At 71.2% G+C, this 15,498-nt stretch carries 14 protein-coding genes and 2 pseudogenes; 6 read left to right on the top strand and 10 right to left on the bottom strand.

Annotated features, from left to right (window positions below):
• Positions 1 to 95 precede the first annotated feature (95 nt).
• Positions 96 to 947, top strand: coding sequence for an MFS transporter (locus ACFYZQ_RS27215; protein WP_389153095.1), 852 nt, complete (start codon positions 96 to 98; stop codon positions 945 to 947).
• 99 nt (positions 948 to 1,046) lie between these two features.
• Here the strand turns inward: ACFYZQ_RS27215 and ACFYZQ_RS27210 are convergent, their stop codons facing one another.
• Complete coding sequence (locus tag ACFYZQ_RS27210; protein WP_389152822.1) at positions 1,047 to 1,523, bottom strand: ATP-binding protein; 477 nt, start codon at positions 1,521 to 1,523, stop codon at positions 1,047 to 1,049.
• 150 nt (positions 1,524 to 1,673) lie between these two features.
• On the opposite strand from ACFYZQ_RS27210, the gene ACFYZQ_RS27205 reads away from it, so the two are divergent.
• Complete coding sequence (locus tag ACFYZQ_RS27205; RefSeq protein ID WP_389152819.1) at positions 1,674 to 2,051, top strand: STAS domain-containing protein; 378 nt, start codon at positions 1,674 to 1,676, stop codon at positions 2,049 to 2,051.
• A gap of 160 nt (positions 2,052 to 2,211) precedes the next feature.
• On the opposite strand, the gene ACFYZQ_RS27200 is transcribed toward ACFYZQ_RS27205, so the two are convergent.
• The gene (locus ACFYZQ_RS27200) at positions 2,212 to 3,057 is read right to left on the bottom strand and encodes an RNA polymerase sigma factor SigF (RefSeq protein WP_389152816.1); all 846 of its coding nucleotides are present in this window, start codon (positions 3,055 to 3,057) and stop codon (positions 2,212 to 2,214) included.
• A gap of 799 nt (positions 3,058 to 3,856) precedes the next feature.
• Between ACFYZQ_RS27200 and ACFYZQ_RS27195 the strand changes: the two genes are divergently transcribed.
• Positions 3,857 to 5,542 carry a ribonuclease J gene (locus tag ACFYZQ_RS27195; RefSeq protein WP_389152813.1) on the top strand — a complete coding sequence of 562 codons (1,686 nt, stop codon included), beginning with the start codon at positions 3,857 to 3,859 and terminating at the stop codon, positions 5,540 to 5,542.
• A gap of 321 nt (positions 5,543 to 5,863) precedes the next feature.
• Here the strand turns inward: ACFYZQ_RS27195 and ACFYZQ_RS27190 are convergent, their stop codons facing one another.
• The 4 genes from ACFYZQ_RS27190 to ACFYZQ_RS27175 all read right to left on the bottom strand — a co-directional run bounded on the left by ACFYZQ_RS27190 (position 5,864) and on the right by ACFYZQ_RS27175 (position 9,384).
• Positions 5,864 to 6,208, bottom strand: a complete 345-nt coding sequence (locus ACFYZQ_RS27190) for a MerR family transcriptional regulator (RefSeq protein WP_389152810.1) — start codon at positions 6,206 to 6,208, stop codon at positions 5,864 to 5,866.
• A 946-nt stretch (positions 6,209 to 7,154) separates the two neighbouring features.
• A complete protein-coding gene (locus ACFYZQ_RS27185) occupies positions 7,155 to 8,021 on the bottom strand; it encodes a class I SAM-dependent DNA methyltransferase (RefSeq protein ID WP_389152807.1) in 867 nt (288 codons plus the stop codon).
• The gene (locus ACFYZQ_RS27180; protein ID WP_389152805.1) at positions 8,018 to 8,662 is read right to left on the bottom strand and encodes a DUF2064 domain-containing protein; all 645 of its coding nucleotides are present in this window, start codon (positions 8,660 to 8,662) and stop codon (positions 8,018 to 8,020) included. Before ACFYZQ_RS27180 ends, ACFYZQ_RS27185 begins: the two co-directional genes overlap by 4 nt.
• Entirely contained in the window at positions 8,659 to 9,384 is a 726-nt protein-coding gene (locus ACFYZQ_RS27175) for a glycosyltransferase family 2 protein (RefSeq protein ID WP_389152802.1), read from the bottom strand. The genes ACFYZQ_RS27180 and ACFYZQ_RS27175 overlap by 4 nt, the downstream gene beginning before the upstream one ends.
• Positions 9,385 to 9,483: 99 nt before the next feature.
• Here ACFYZQ_RS27175 and ACFYZQ_RS27170 point away from each other — a divergent pair.
• Both ACFYZQ_RS27170 and ACFYZQ_RS27165 read left to right on the top strand, forming a co-directional pair.
• A pseudogene (locus ACFYZQ_RS27170) lies at positions 9,484 to 9,891 on the top strand (helix-turn-helix domain-containing protein); the annotation flags it as partial.
• Between the two features lie 12 nt (positions 9,892 to 9,903).
• Positions 9,904 to 10,179: pseudogene (locus ACFYZQ_RS27165) on the top strand (sensor histidine kinase); the annotation flags it as partial.
• Between the two features lie 98 nt (positions 10,180 to 10,277).
• Here the strand turns inward: ACFYZQ_RS27165 and ACFYZQ_RS27160 are convergent.
• From ACFYZQ_RS27160 to ACFYZQ_RS27145, 4 genes are all read right to left on the bottom strand, one after another.
• The gene (locus ACFYZQ_RS27160) at positions 10,278 to 11,330 is read right to left on the bottom strand and encodes an NAD-dependent epimerase/dehydratase family protein (RefSeq protein ID WP_389152799.1); all 1,053 of its coding nucleotides are present in this window, start codon (positions 11,328 to 11,330) and stop codon (positions 10,278 to 10,280) included.
• A gap of 53 nt (positions 11,331 to 11,383) precedes the next feature.
• Positions 11,384 to 12,004 (bottom strand): hypothetical protein, encoded by a 621-nt coding sequence (locus tag ACFYZQ_RS27155; protein WP_389152796.1) that lies wholly within the window; start codon positions 12,002 to 12,004, stop codon positions 11,384 to 11,386.
• Positions 12,005 to 12,084: 80 nt separating this feature from the next.
• Positions 12,085 to 12,495: a hypothetical protein gene (locus tag ACFYZQ_RS27150; protein ID WP_389152793.1), complete on the bottom strand. Its 411-nt coding sequence runs from the start codon at positions 12,493 to 12,495 to the stop codon at positions 12,085 to 12,087.
• A 2-nt stretch (positions 12,496 to 12,497) separates the two neighbouring features.
• Positions 12,498 to 13,634 (bottom strand): molybdopterin-dependent oxidoreductase, encoded by a 1,137-nt coding sequence (locus ACFYZQ_RS27145; protein WP_389152790.1) that lies wholly within the window; start codon positions 13,632 to 13,634, stop codon positions 12,498 to 12,500.
• A 196-nt stretch (positions 13,635 to 13,830) separates the two neighbouring features.
• Between ACFYZQ_RS27145 and ACFYZQ_RS27140 the strand changes: the two genes are divergently transcribed.
• Positions 13,831 to 15,189, top strand: a complete 1,359-nt coding sequence (locus ACFYZQ_RS27140) for a hypothetical protein (RefSeq protein ID WP_389152787.1) — start codon at positions 13,831 to 13,833, stop codon at positions 15,187 to 15,189.
• Positions 15,190 to 15,498: the final 309 nt, after the last annotated feature.

Below are 15,498 nucleotides of genomic sequence, written 5' to 3'. Positions count from 1 at the left end.
CGGACAGCCCGGACAAGCTCCTCGACCTCGACACGTCCGCGCTGGTGGCCGCCCTGCACAAGGTCACCCCGACAGACATCGGCGTCCGCGGCGGGATGTTGGGCACAAGCATCGCGGTCGGCGCCGCGGCGGTGACCACCAGCCTCGTCTCCGCCCCGGCGATGGACCGTTGGGCATGGCGTCTTCCCTACGTCCTCGGCGCGCTGCTCGCCACCGCGACACTGCTGGCCCGGCACTCGATGGAGGAGTCCCCTGACTTCGAACAGCGCGCCAAGACCGGGGACCACGACGGCACCGTCGAGGTGACCGCTCTCGGCCGCCTCCTGCACACCGGCTGGAAACCCATCAGCCGGGCCTTCCTCATCTCCGCGGTCGGCTCGATCACGTACTACGGCGGCGTCACCTACGTGACCACCTTCCTCACCGAGGACGCCGGATTCAGCGAACGCAGCTCCCTGTGGCTGTCCACCGGCGCCTCCGTCGTCGTCATCGCGGTCAGCCCGCTGGCCGGTCACCTCTCCGACCAGTGGCGGCGACGCGGGCTGCTGCGCGGCCTGTGCGTGACCTCGCTGGTGCTGTCGGTCGCAATGTTCGCGCTCATGCACCACCACGGCACCGCCCTCGCCCTGACCGGCGCCTGCGTACTCGCGGCGATCGCCGGCGCCTACAGCGCGGTCGCCGCCTCGGCCAGCCCCGAACTGTTCGCACCGCGCGACCGCATGACCAGACTGGCCCTCGGCAACGCCACCGCCACCGCGGTCTTCGGCGGACTCGCCCCCTACACCGCCCAGCAACTGATCCAGGCCACCGGCTGGAACCTGGCGCCCGGCGCGCTCACCGCCGCCGTCGCCCTCGTCGCGCTGCCGGTCATCTGGACGATGCGCGAGACCGCGCCGATGTTGCCGCGGCGACAGGACACAGCAGATCTGCGGGCACCGGTCGGCTGAGCCATCGAACTGTCTTCGGGGAGCAGCACGCTGCCCTCGCCCGCCACACGGCCGGCGCGCGCGGACCACCACTGACCCGACCGAGTGGCCGATCGTCTTTCAGGCTCGGTGCCCGGCAGCGGAATTGGCCGGGGCGTCCAGGAGAGCGATGCGGGCGGTGATGCGTTTGCCGAGCGGTTCCCGGCGGGCTTCGAATCCCTGGGCGACTGCCATCACGATCTCCAGACCGTGCTGCCCCACCCGCCCGGCATCGGCGGCCCGGGCCACCGGCAGCACCGGATCGCAATCCCACACCTGGACCTCCACGGCATCGCCGTCGATGCGCAGCTCCATCAGCACCGGGCCGGGCGCGTACTTGAGGGCGTTGGTGACCAGCTCGCTCACCACCAACTGGGTCAGGTCCGTCGCACGGGCCGAGACCGGCACACCGTGCTCGGCCCGGACGCGGGTGAGGAAGTCGACGGACAGGTGGCGGGCCTGGGCGATGTCGGTGCCGTCCCCGTCCAGCGCCACCGTGGTCCGCAGCGCGCACTCCTGCGGCGCGGGGCCGTCTTCCCCTGCGGGCACTGGGTTCATCACCGTCGCCTTCGCTCCCCGTTCACACCCCCGTGCGTACCCGCGCACGCGCAGGTGACGCCCCTCTGCCGGCTCCATCGCAAAAAGGCATCACCCGCCTCATGCGGGGCAGCACTCCGGGCGAAGGTCCAGTGTGCCAGTATCACCCACATGGCAGAGGGAGAAACGACGGACACGGAAACAGCCGCGCAGTCCGGTGGGCTGTCGGTCTTGTCCACCGCCACCGACGGCATCTGTGTCGTCACCCCCGCCGGGGAGATCGACCATCACACCGGCGACACACTGCGTGAGGCCCTCGACATCCCCGACGGCGCCCAGCCGCGCATTGTGATCGACATGGGGCAGGTCACCTTCATGGACTCCAGCGGCATCAACATCCTCATCTCCGCCCACCGCCGGCTGACCGAAGCCGGCGGCTGGCTGCGCCTGGCCGCACCCACCGAAACCGTGCTGCGCACCCTGCAGATCGTCGGCATCGACACTGTCATCGACTGCCGGGAAACCCTCCGCCACGCCCTCAGCATCTGAGGAGCAGGTACGCCGTCGGATGATCATGCGTTGACGAGCCGTGGGCCGGGCACGCAGCCCCATGGCCGAGGTGTGGCGGGGGCGGATGGCCATTCCGGCCGGTCGGGATTGCGGGCTCGTGTGCTGTTGCCGCACGGCGGGGCTCAGACGAGTGTGACGGTCAGCGGGTGGTGAGCATGCCTTCCCGCAGCCGGGCGAGGCAGCGCGAAAGCAGACGGGAGACGTGCATCTGGGAGACACCCAGGCGTTCGCCGATCTGTGCCTGGGTGAGTTCCTCCACGAACCGCATGTGAATGATCTGCCGGTCGCGTTCATCAAGGGCGGCGATCATCGGGGCGAGGGAGTGGAAGTCCTCCACGAGCTCCAGAGCCCGGTCGTCAGTGCCGATGAAGTCCTGCAGGGCGCTTTCGCCGTCCTCGCTGCCGTTGATCGTGGCGTCCAGGGAGGAGGAGTTGTAGCCGTTGGAAGCCAGGCGGGCCTCGCGTACCTCGTCCTCCGGCAGGCTCATCAGCTCGGACAGTTCCTTCACCGTCGGTGTGCGCCCCAGACGGCTGCGGAGCTCTTCGGTGGCGCGGGCCAGCTGGACGCGCGCCTCCTGCAGGCGGCGCGGCACGTGCACGGCCCAGGTGGTGTCGCGGAAGAACCGCTTGATCTCGCCGACGATGTACGGGATGGCGAAGGAGGTGAACTCCACCTCGCGGGTCAGCTCGAACCGGTCGATGGCCTTGATCAGGCCGATCATGCCGACCTGGACGATGTCCTCCATCTCCTCCGGGCCGCGGCTGCGGAAGCGGCCGGCCGCGAATCGGACGAGGGACATGTTCATCTCGATCAGCGTGTTCCGCGCGTACTGGTACTCGGGGGTGCCCTCCTCGAGGACCGCGAGCTGGTCGAAGAACAGGCGCGTCAGCTGCCGGGCGTCTTTCGGCGCCACCTGGGAGGGGTCGGCGACCTCCGGCAGACCACTTACGTTCGTGTCCGTTTTCGCCGCAGTCACTGTTGTCATGATGCTTCCCTCCCCTATCGCTGCACGCTGCCGGCCTGTCACGGGCCGACGACCGCGCGCCTACCCCGGCGTCTGCAGGTCATGCACACTGCGGGAAACGAGCGCCTCGCCACCCGCAGGGCGGCTGTCGCCTCGACGAGGCAACAGTTGCCCAGGAAGTCGGCCATCCCGCACCGGACACGGGCCGGGAGGGATACTCGAGGCAGGCGACGGGAGCGGCTTCGGACCGGGCCCCCGTACACCGCCGCGCAGGGGGCCCGGGAGCGCGCCACCTCCCGTGTCCCCCGTGTCAGCGGGCGCTCGAACGGGCATATTCGCCCGAACCCTCACTGTCTATTCTTGAATGCCGAGGAACCGGATGCGTCACCGGGCAAGAAAACTCTTTCCAGCCTCAGCGCACTCCGACCTGCGACCGCCGTCGGCAGCCGGCCGGTGCTGTCCCAGGGCGATGGCCCAGCCGCTTCCGGGTTGTCACGCCTACCGGTCGAGTACCGGCACTCACCCGCCCGCCAGGCGTTCGCACCACACCGCGCAGCGACCAGACCGCACCATCTGCGGCCGACGCCGCCTGTCCTGCCATGCGGGAGAAGCCGGCCATTCATGCCGTACATGAGGCTGAGCGGCACGTTCAGTGAAGCCGGCAGCAGCTCCAAGGATCGCCGATGCAGCACCTCCGACTTGATCAAAGCATGTTCACAGCGGCGCGCTGACCCGCCTCGGCGGGCGGGGACGTATCGAGCGCTCGTTGGATCACACACGCAACGGATCACCTGTCCCGCTCTCCGGGTACCGTCGGGGTATGAGTCATCCGCACCCCGAGCTGAAAGCCGCACCGCCCCTTCCCGAAGGAGGGCTGCGGGTCATCGCCCTGGGCGGCCTTGGTGAGATCGGCCGCAACATGACCGTCTTCGAGCACGCGGGCAAGCTGCTCATCGTCGACTGCGGCGTGCTGTTCCCCGAGGAGACCCAGCCCGGCGTGGACGTGATCCTGCCGGATTTCACCTCGATCCGGGACCGGCTGGACGACATCGTGGCCGTGGTGCTCACCCACGGCCACGAGGACCACATCGGCGGCGTGCCCTACCTGCTGCGCGAGCGGTCCGACATTCCCGTCGTCGGCTCCAAGCTGACGCTGGCGTTCCTGGAGGCCAAGCTCAAGGAACACGGCATCCGGCCGCGCACGGTGCGGGTGCGGGAGGGCGACCGGCGTGGCTTCGGGCCCTTCGACTGCGAGTTCGTGGCCGTCAACCACTCCATCCCGGACAGCCTCGCGGTAGCGATCCGCACCCGGGCCGGGATGGTGCTGCACACCGGCGACTTCAAGATGGACCAGTTCCCTCTGGACGACCGCATCACCGATCTGCGCGCCTTCGCCCGCCTCGGCGAGGAGGGCGTGGACCTGTTCCTCACCGACTCCACCAACGCCGAAGTCCCTGGCTTCACCACCTCCGAGCGAGAGCTGAACCCGGCGATCGAGCAGGTGATGCGCACCGCGCCGCGCCGGGTCATCGTCTCCAGCTTCGCCAGTCACGTGCACCGCATCCAGCAGGTCCTGGACGCCGCCCACCAGCATGGCCGCAAGGTCGCCTTCGTCGGCCGGTCGATGGTCCGCAACATGGGCATCGCCCGTGACCTGGGCTACCTGAAGGTCCCCTCCGGTCTGGTGGTGAGCACGAAGGAACTGGAGAAGCTCCCGGACCACAAGATCACTCTGGTGTGCACCGGCTCCCAGGGCGAACCGATGGCCGCGCTGTCACGGATGGCCAACCGCGACCATGTGATCCGCATCGGCAAGGGCGACACCGTCCTGCTCGCCAGCTCCCTCATCCCCGGCAACGAGAACGCCATCTACCGGGTGATCAACGGACTCACCCGGTGGGGCGCCCACGTGGTTCACAAGGGCAACGCCAAGGTGCATGTCTCCGGGCACGCCAGTGCCGGCGAACTCGTCTACTGCTACAACATCGTCAAACCCCGCAACGTCATGCCCGTGCACGGCGAATGGCGCCACCTGCGGGCCAACGCCGACCTCGCCATCCGCACCGGTGTCGACCCCGACCGGGTCGTCATCGCCGAGGACGGCGTCGTCGTCGACCTGGTCGACGGACGCGCGTCCATCACCGGCAAGGTCGCCGCCGGCAACGTCTACGTGGACGGCATGGAAGTCGGCGGTGCCACCGAAGCGTCCCTCAAGGACCGCCTCACCCTCGCCGCCGAAGGCGTGGTCACGGTGGTGGCGATCGTCGACGCGGACACCGGCGCCCTCGCCGAGGCCCCGGACTTCCTGGCCCGGGGCTTCGTCCACGACGACGCCACCTTCGAGCCGGTCATCCCCGTCATCGAGAAGACCCTGGCCACCGCAGCCGAGGAAGGCGTCGGGGACGCGCGCCAACTCGAACAACTCCTCGCCCGCGCCGTGGCGAACTGGGCGTTCCGCACCCACCGGCGCAAGCCCCTGATCATCCCCGTCATCATCGACGCCTGAGCCACGGCCCGGCAGCGCGGTCCCCGTTGCGGCCGCGGCACCGTCCGCGACGGACTCCCCGGGCGGTGCCGCCTCAACGGAGGCCAGGATCTACTTCGGTCCCAGAGCCCCGCCCCCGGGCAACCTCCTATGGTTGCCGCTCCTTCTACCGCGGGTTCGCCCCTCGGCACCCCGTACATGCGTCCCGCCCGCTCGTGGTTGTCTCTTCCGTCGAGTCCGGTTGACGCGTTGAGCCCGCGCGAGCTGCGGAACGGCGGTGCGGTCCCTCAGCGGGCTCATCCGCCGGCAGTGCATCGGTTGCCTCGGGTTCGGGCGTTCTGATCAGGCTGATGTCTTCGGCTGAGGCTTGACACCCTCAGCGCGCAGTTGCTCGTTGATGCGCTGCGCCTCTTCGAGCTGGCCTTCGAGGATGACGATGCGACAGGCGGCCTCTATGGCGGTGCCCTGGTCGACGAGTTCGCGAGCGCGGGCGGCGATGCGCAGCTGGTACCGGGAGTAGCGGCGATGGCCGCCGTCGGAGCGCAGCGGGGTGATCAGGCGGTGTTCATCGAGGGCGCGGAGGAAGGCGGGGGTGGTGCCGAGCATCTCGGCGGCCCGGCCCATGGTGTAGGCGGGGTAGTCGTCATCGTCGAGAGGATCGACGGGACGGGAACCGGCAGGCGGCACAGACCTCTTCTTTCGGGGACGCGTCGGGGGGCCCGGGTGCCAGTACGGCACCCGGGCCCCGAGCTTTCAACACCATCTACCGGCGCGCTGCGCCGGTCTTCTCTTTCCGCAGCTGCCGCCCGTGAGGGCGGGGTTGCGGGGATCGCGAATGCGTGACCGGGGACCACCTTCCAATCCGGGGCCTTGCGATACCCGGGCGGACCGCTTCCTCGCCCGGGCGATCCTGATGGCGTTCTGCTCCTTACCTTTCGATCACGCGGATACCGCGGGTGCTGCTCACAGCCCCACTGGAGCGGTGTCCTTCTGGTCTACCTGCACAGCAGTTCGTGCCTGCTGTGCCCACTTCGACTTCTGGGTACGAAGCCAACACTAACCCTGCGACGGCGGAATATCTACTGTCGCCATAGCAATTTTTATCCACAGAGTGTGCCTACTTCTACCGCAGGCACATCAGGAAGGCTTATCCGCTCGGCCGGCGCCGGGGACGGGGCCAGGCTGCCGGCAGCAGGGAAACGGTGTTCCAGACCGTGCCCCTTGCCTCCTGCCGATCATCAGCCGGTCAGGCCCACGATCGGCGCCGACCCCGGTGACGGCTGCTCGGGAAAGCGTGGAAGGCGTCGACGGACCGCCGGAATGGCCACCGACGTCGATCGCGCGCGCCTGCTGCGAGGGTCTCAGCGTGGCGAGGTCCGCGACGAAGTCGACCGGGGCGACGCCCCTCAGCTTCTCGATGCCGAAGCTGCTCACGGCGCCGCCTCGTACCGGACGGTGCTGAACCTCGACGATCACGGACTCCAGCGGCGTCGACACTCTCCTTAGGCGTACAGCCACACGTCGGCGCTCGACGACGTCACGTCGGGCAGCAACGGCTGCGCCCGCAGCCTCGCACGTCGCCGCACGCACCTGGCGGCGCGGCTGCAGCGAGGCTGCTCACGGCACGGGGTGGTCAGCACCGCTCATCCGTCGCCACCCTTCGTGCGGCCGTGCGGCCCGTGTCGTCGTGCTCCGGCTTCGGGCGGCGGAGTTCCACGAAGGGGCGTGCGCCGACCGTCCATCGGCCCGTCAGGATCCAGCCGGTCGCGTCCGCCGCGTGCAGCAGCGCCGTCGGGCCCAGGCGAGCCCAGGGGAAGGGCCGGCCGTATCTGCCCCGGGCGTCCTCGACGCGTGCGGTGAACCGGTCGTCCACGTCCTGCGGTGCGGCTTCGGCCAGCAGGCAGCCGCCGGGGGCGACCAGTTCGTGCATGCGGCCGAGCAGGGCGACCGGGTCACCGCCGATGCCCACGTTGCCGTCCATCAGCAGGGCGGTGCTCCAACGGCCCTCGCCCGGCAAGCGGTCGTACGCGGACCTGCGTACGGCGGCAGCGCCCTGGCGGCGGGTACGGGCGACGGCGGCCGGACTGAGGTCCACGCCCAACGCCGGTACCCCGAGCGCGGCCAGAGCGGACACCAGGCGCCCCGGTCCGCAGCCGACATCCAGGACCGGGCCCGTGCAGCGGCGCAGCACGCTCTTGTCACCGGCGTCCGGAGGGGCACACCAGCGCTCGACGTCCAGTGGCAGCATCCTCGGCTCCTCCGCGGTGTCCGGCAGCAGACGGCGCAGAAACAGCGGGCCCCGGCCGGTGCGTACCGCGTGGGCGTAGGGGTCGTCGGTCCACGCCTCGCCCGGTTCCGCGGGACGGATCCGGTCGGAAGAACGCGTAGGCGCGGAAACCCGGGTGGTGCGTATCGCCCGGGTCTGCGACCGGAGCGGTGCCGCGTTCGGCATCACGGCCTCGGTCACGGCGGAGCCGGTACCGGTTGCCGTCCCACTCATCGCGCGACCTCCGTGGACGAGGCCACGGTGGCGGCGAAGCGGGAGCCGGGCGGACAGCAGGCGGCGACCGCGGCTGCGTCGGAAGCGGTGTCCACGTCACGCAGTTCCGGGAGGTCGTGCACGAGCAGTCCTGCGTCGGTGAGGCGGCGCCGCTGGATCAGGCCCGTGCGGTCCGTCGACATCGGCACGCCGCGGACCAGGTCCCCGGCCCCTGCCGGGTCGGTGAGGCCCAGCGCCCAGAAGCCGCCGTCGGCGGCCGGGCCGAACCAGGCGTCGGCATCGTCCCGGGCGGGCTCGGCGAGGAGGTCCGGGGTCAGCTGCGGGGTGTCCATGCCCACCAGGAGCACCGGACCGTCGTCGCAGTGGGCGAAGGCGGCCGCGATCCGCTCGTCCAGGCCTCCGTGGGCCTGGGGTACGACCTGGAAGCCGGACGGCAGCCAGGAGCCGGGGGCACCGTCGAGGACGAGTACTCGGCGGCGTGCGGGCGTCCGGAGCACGGTGTACAGGGTGTCGGCGAGAGCCGCCTCGGCCAGGGCGGCCGCCTCCCGAGGCGTGTACGGCGGGGTGAGCCGGGTCTTGACCCGGCCGGGCACGGGTTCCTTGGCGATCACCAGCAGCGCCGCCCACGTCGGGGCGTTCATCGTCCGCCTCCCTGGGAGCTCGCGACCGCGGCCGTGCGGATCGGCTGCTCATCGAGCACGGCGCGCATGTCGCGTACCGCCTGCCAGGTGCCTCGCCAGGTGCCGGTGACCTTCGAGCGGCCGGTGCGCGGGTGGTAGGGCACGTCCGTCTCCTGCACGCGCCAGCCGGCGTCGGCCGCGCTGACCACCATCTGCAGCGGGTAGCCGCAGCGCCGGTCGGTCAGGTCGAGGGCGAGCAGTCCCTCACGGCGGGCGGCTCGCATCGGGCCGAGGTCCCGCAGGCGCAGGCCGGTGCGCCTGCGGATCAGGCGGGCCAGCTCCAGGTTGGCCAGCCTGGCGTGCGCCGGCCAGGCTGCAGGAGTGGTGGGCCGCCTCCGGCCCAGCACGAGGTCGGCGGAGCCGTCGAGGACGGGCGCGGCAAGGCCGGGCAGCAGGGCGGGGTCCAGGGAGGCGTCGCAGTCGCAGAAGCAGACGACGTCGGCCGTGGCGGCGGTCAGGCCCGCGTGGCAGGCCGCGCCGAACCCGCGGCGCGGCTCGTGCACCACGTGGGCGCCCAGCTCTCGGGCGATGTCCGCCGAGCCGTCGGTGGAGCCGTTGTCGACCACGATCGCGCGCCAGCCCTGCGGAATCCGGTCCAGTACCCAGGGCAGGGCCTGAGCCTCGTCCAGGCACGGCAGCACCACGTCGACCCGGGCGGGAGAAGAGGGGGATGTCTCGATCACCCCACTCACCCTACGAACCCAAAAGGAACATAAGGGACTTGGTGGCCTTACGAATCTCTGACGTCCGCAACCCTTACGGATCCCTGACGTCCACTGCCCATGTCGGTGACACCCGATCGCCGGTGCGAAACTCGTCGATGTGAAACGCGCACTCGTCGTGGACGACGACCCGACCGTCTGCGAGGTCGTCGGATACGTGGGCAGGGCGGGCTTCGCCGTCGATGTGGCGGCCGACGGCCCCGCTGCCGTGGCCGCGGCCACCGCGCAACCTCCGGCTGCGCGCCGCGCGGGAGCGGTGGCGGCCGCCGTGCGGGACCGCACCGGCCGCGGCAGAGTTTCGGACGGGGCCGCTCGCCCTGGACCCCAGGCGCCGCCGTGTCACCCCCGCTCGCGGGGTCGAACTCGCCTTGCAGATCCGGGAGTTCGACTTGCTTGAGTTTCCTGCGCAACCCTGGGCGGGCCACCAGCCGCGAGGAACTGATGCACCGCGTGTGGGGGTGGGAGTTCGGTGACCTGTCAACCGTCACCGTCCATGTGCGGCGGCTGCGCGAGAAGATCGAGGGCTCGTGGCGGCCGACGTCGGTGACCGACGGCTGCGGTGGCATCCCTGCCGAGGACCTGCCCCCCCCCGGCGTCTTCGACACCGGCCGGCGCGGCACCGACGCCCGAACCCCGCCCGCAGGCGCGGGCCTCGGTCTCGCCATCGTGCGCGGCATCGTCGAGGCGCATCGCGGTCACGCGGCGGTCCGCAGCGTCCCCGGCGGCTGCCGCTTCGAGGTCCGCCTGCCGGCGGCCGCCCGAGTCCCGGCCGATGTGAGCGGGGGAGGGCGAGAGCGAGGTGACCACCGGCTCCGCGCGTTCCACGCCGCGAGCTCGGGCAGCGTAGGAAGGGGTCAGCCGGCCCGCAGAGGTGCCACCGCGAATTCGGTCATCCCTTCCGTGAAGGCGACCTCCGGCATCCAGCCGTGTTCCTCGCGCAGCCTGCGCGAGGAGGCGGTGATGTGGCGGACGTCGCCGAGACGGTAGTCGCCCGTGACGATCGGGGACGGCCCGCCGTGGGCGGCGGCCAGGACGGCGGCCATCTCCCCCACCGTGTGCGGCTCTCCGCTGCCGACGTTGTACGCCCGCAGGGCGCCCTCCGGCAGACGGGGCAGGCCGTCCAGCGCCACGATGTTGGCCCCGGCGACGTCACGGACATGGACGAAGTCCCGTCGCTGACCGCCGTCCTCGAACACCCGCGGTGCCTCCCCCCGCTCGAGTGCGGACCTGAACAGCGAGGCGACGCCGGCGTACGGGGTGTCGCGCGGCATGCCGGGCCCGTACACGTTGTGGTACCGCAGTGCCGCCACCCGCCCACCGGTCGCCCGCGCCCACGCCGCGGCCAGGTGCTCCTGGGCGAGCTTGGTGGCCGCGTAGACGTTGCGCGGGTCGGCCGGCGCCTCCTCGTCGACCAGCCCCGCGGCGAGCGGCTCACCGCATCTCGGGCAGGGAGGTTCGAAGCGTCCCGACTCCAGCTCGGTCACCCGGCGCGGCCCCGGCCTGACGACGCCGTGGCGCGAGCACTCGTACCGGCCCTCGCCGTAGATCACCATCGAACTCGCCAACGCCAGGCTGCGGACGCCGGTTTCCGCCATGCCGGCCAGCAGCACGGCCGTGCCCAGGTCGTTGCAGCCGACGTAGTCGGGAGCGTCGGCGAAGTCCTTTCCGAGCCCGACCATCGCGGCCTGGTGGCAGACGGCGTCCACACCCCGAAGAGCGTCCGCGACCGCCTCCGCGTCACGGACGTCGGCGTGCCGCCAGTCGACGCCTGCGGGGATCGGCGGGGTGGTGCGATGGGCCGCGGGCAGCAGCGCGTCGAGCACGCGTACCTCGTGCCCGGCGGCGGTGAGAGCGGAGACGATGTGCGAGCCGATGAAGCCCGCGCCTCCGGTGACCAGGATCAACATGTCTCCGACCGTACGGCCGCTCAGGCGTCGGAGGACCCTTTGGTGAGCCGACGTCAGGACTTGGTAAGCCTTCGGCCGGTCGGGCGTACCGGCGGTGCGTGATCGCCGCGGGACGCCGCCACGGTCAGCAGTGCGAAACCGACGGCGAATCCGAGCATGGTGAACACTCCCCGTGGCCAGAAGATGTGGCTGTCGAGGAAGGACCAGCACGCCCCCAGCACCACCACGGCCCCGGGCAGCACCCGAACTCCCTTGCGCCGCAGCAGCACCACGCAGGTGGCGACAGTGGCTACCGCAAGCGCGTAGACCCCGGTCCTGCCCAGTTCGTCGCCGGTCGCGAACAGGTGCCCGACCACCCCGTGCACACCGAGACCGGCCACGGTTCCGGCGGAGATGCCCGCCACCGCGTCCAGCCCGGAGTAGTAGGCGGCGTAGCCCAGGCACCCGGCCCACGCCAGCACCGTGAGAACACCGTCGGCATCACGCCCGGGCCTGCCCCACAGCGGCACCAGCAGACCGAGGGACAGGAGGGGAAAGGCAGGCAGCAGGACAATGTGCAGGCCCGCCCAGTGGCCGGCCGTCGCCCCCGTCAGATGGCGCGGGTGGACCAGGCCCGCCACGGCGAGGAGCAACGGCGGCGCGGTCACGAGGAGTGTCGTACGAAGGGTTCGCATCGCGCCACCGTACGAACCCACCGGGTCGGGCACCGGCTCTCCCACCGGCGCGTAAGACACCCGTAATCAAGGCCGGTCGCTCAGGCAGGCGGACGTCCTCGGCTTCGCCGCACCCCCTGTGCGGTCACCAGCAGAGCGGTGACCGTCGCTACGGCCACCAGCGCGAGCAGCCAGTTGCGTGGGTAGTCCAGCGGCAGCACCGAGGAGTTGCCACGCGGCCCCGGGCGTAGCAGCGGCGGCAGGGCGACCACGGTCAGTGCCCCCGCGACCAGCAGGGCCCCGCGCACCGCCCCGCGTACGCGACCGCGCACCAGCCCCAGCCCCAGCCCTACGAGCAGCACCAGCGGCGCGATCAGTACGTCGTGCAACACCACGGCCCCGCCCAGCCACACCAGCACATCCGTCAGGTCCCGGACGTCCAGCAGCAGGGACACGCCGACGCCGAGGAGGGCGAGACCGGCAGCGCCCGTCATGACCCGCAGCACGCTCATCCTCATGACAGTGCCTCCAGTCGGCCGACCCACTTGGTCTGCAGCGCGCCCGGCCGGTTGGGGGCGATCAGACGTACCGGGTATCCGTGGTCCGGTGTGAGTTCCTCACCGTTCAGGCGGAGTGCGAGCAGTGTCAGCGGGTCACGGGCGTGCTCATGGCCCATCTCGGAGACCCGGTAGCCGCCGCGGGTCTGCAGCGACACCACCCGTACTCGGGCGTGTGCGGGGGCGCCCGCCCGTTCCAGCAGGTCCGTGACCCGTACGCCCGTCCAGTGAGCCGACTTGCTCCAGCCCTCCACGCAGGCGATGGGCAGCTCGACCTCGTACTGCGGCAGGGCGCGCAGTTCGTCGAGGGTCAGTGTGCAGGGGCGTGGTCCGTCGACTGTCAGGAGGTAGCGCTCCTCGTGAATCAGGCCCACTCCGGCCGCGGCGGCCGTCCGGTTGACCGGCAGGCCCTGCGAGCCGTGGTCAGGGTGGCGCGGTGCGAGCAGGACGAGGTCCTTCAGCGGGGTGAAGGACTGCCCGACCGTGGTCAGGGTGACGGTGCCGGCCGCGGCCGCCACCGCGGCGAGCAGCGAGCGCCGGTCGGCCCCTTCCTCGGCCGGCAGCGCGAGCGTGCCCGGCGACCGCCGGCTCCAGTGGTCCCGGATCTCCGGTGCCTTGACCGCGATGTGCAGCACCAGTGATCCGGCGGCCAGCCAGGCGACGGCATAGTGCACCGGGACGAAGGAGAAGGGCCACGGGTACCACTGGGCGGTGTTGAGCAGGCCGGTGGCCACCTCGAAGACGGCGGCCGCCACCAGCAGGGCCACCGACAGCCGTTCCAGACCGTGGCGCACCGAGCGAACCGGCGGCCACTCGAACAGCCGCGGATAGACCGTCCACAGCTTGGCCAGCAGCAGCGGAACGGCCGCGATACCCGACGCAACGTGCAGCCCCTGGGTGAAGCGGTAGCCCCACACGGGGCGGCTCGGCAGATCGTTGGCGAGCCACTGCGGGGGATGCTGCACCCAGTGGCTGATCAGTCCGGTGGCGAAGCACACCGCGAAGGCGAGCCCCAGCCACCGCCCGATCGAGGTCGCCGTGCGGGCGTCGTGCAGCCTGCCCTGGAACACGGGCGGGAAGAAGCGCGATCTCATGGCGTCCATCCCACCGATGGGCAGCCCTTCGTGGAACGCCTCAGCCCCTTACGGAACACGGACGTCTTGTCGACGGGGCCTGCGGTCCCCCGCGCGCAGAAGCGCAGGCCGACGTACTCGTCGAATTGCTTACGATCCGCTGACGCCCGCACCGCCGGCCACAGTGTCGCCCTTTCCAGCGATCTAGCGTTCCCCTGTGAGACGCATCCTCTCCCGCGACCTGTACGCCGCCGCGGCCGCCGCCCTGCTCGTCCTGACGGCGGTGATCGTCGGCCAACACATCGAGCACACCCACCACACACTGCGTGTCAACTGGCCGCCGCTGCTCGGCTCCTGGGGACCACACACAGGTCCGGGAACCCCTGCGGCCCTACTGTTGGCAGCGGTCACGGTGGCGTACGGGCCCTCTGTGGCAGCCCGTCTGCCCTGGCGTGCCGTGCCCTGGACCGCCTGGGCCGCCTCCATGGCCTGGATCTGGTCACTGGCGCTGATCGACGGCTGGCACACGGGCGTCACGGTACGCCTCACCACCCGCTACGAGTACCTGCAGGTCATCGACCGCTTCCACGACATCCCGGCGACGCTGCGGGACTTCACGCACCACATCCTGCTCCACTCCCCCGACAACTGGCCCGCGCACGTCGCGGGACATCCGCCCGCCGCGACGCTGACCTTCGTCCTGCTGGATCGGATCGGGCTGGGCGGCGGTGGCTGGGCCGGGGCCTGGTGCATCACCACCGGCGCCACGGCGGGCGTGGCCGTCATGATCGCGGTCCGGGCACTGGCCGACGAGGAACTGGCAAGGCGGGCGGCCCCGTTCCTGGTACTGGCGCCGGCCGCGGTGTGGATGGGCACCTCGGCCGACGCGTACTTCGCAGCCGTCGTCGCGTGGGCCGTCGCCCTGCTGTCCTTGGCGGTCACCCGCGGGTCGGCCTGGTGGGCGGCCGTTTCCGGGCTCCTGTTCGGCCTCACCTGCTACCTCTCCTACGGTCTGACCCTCTTCGCCCTCATAGCCGCGGCGGTGCTGCTGCTCGGCCGTCACCGGATACGGGAGCGGCCCTTCCTGCTGGTGCCGCTCTGCGCCGGACTGGCTGTCGCGCCCGCTGTGTTCACCGCCGTCGGCTTCAACTGGTGGGAGGCTTACCACCTGCTGGTCACGCGCTACTACCAGGGGGCCGGCGGCGTCCGGCCGTACGGCTACTGGGTGTGGGCGAACCTCGCCTGTGCCGTTCTCATCACCGGCCTCTCCGTGGCGGCGGGCCTGGCGCGCGCGGGCAGCGTACTGACCCGGCGACGCGGCGACGCCCTCACCCGACCGGGCACCTTCCCCGCCGTGGCCGAAGCGCGCCTCGCCCTGGTGGTGGCCTCCGCCCTGCTGTCGCTGCTGATCGCCGACCTGTCCGGTATGAGCAAGGCGGAGACCGAACGCATCTGGCTGCCGTTCGCGATGTGGCTGCTGCCCGCCTGCGCGCTCCTTCCCCGCCCCCGCGCCTGGCTCGCTGCCCAGGCCGTACTGGCCCTCGTGATCAACCACCTGCTGCGGACCGGCTGGTAGCCCGTGGGCGAAGACCGGCGGAAGCCGGGCCACCATCGGACGCCATCGCTTACCTCCGGAAGGCCGCTGGGTGAACAAGGCGACACCACCGCATCGGCCGCGCCCTGGGGGTGGACAGGCATACCAGGCGCAGGTCGAAGTTCCGGGTTGGGATGACCATCGCCGGGGCCGGCATCCTCGCGTCGGCGGCGGTCGCGACCACGGTGGCGACCGCCTCGGCGGGGGAAGTCGCCCACCCCTGCCAGGGGGCGACGACGAAGAGCGCCACGGGAGGAGCCGACCACGCCGTCTTCGTACAGCGCAACGAAC

This window comes from Streptomyces sp. NPDC001843 (genome assembly GCF_042891955.1).
Lineage (GTDB): Bacteria > Actinomycetota > Actinomycetes > Streptomycetales > Streptomycetaceae > Streptomyces.
This window is presented reverse-complemented; position numbering and strand designations above follow the sequence as displayed.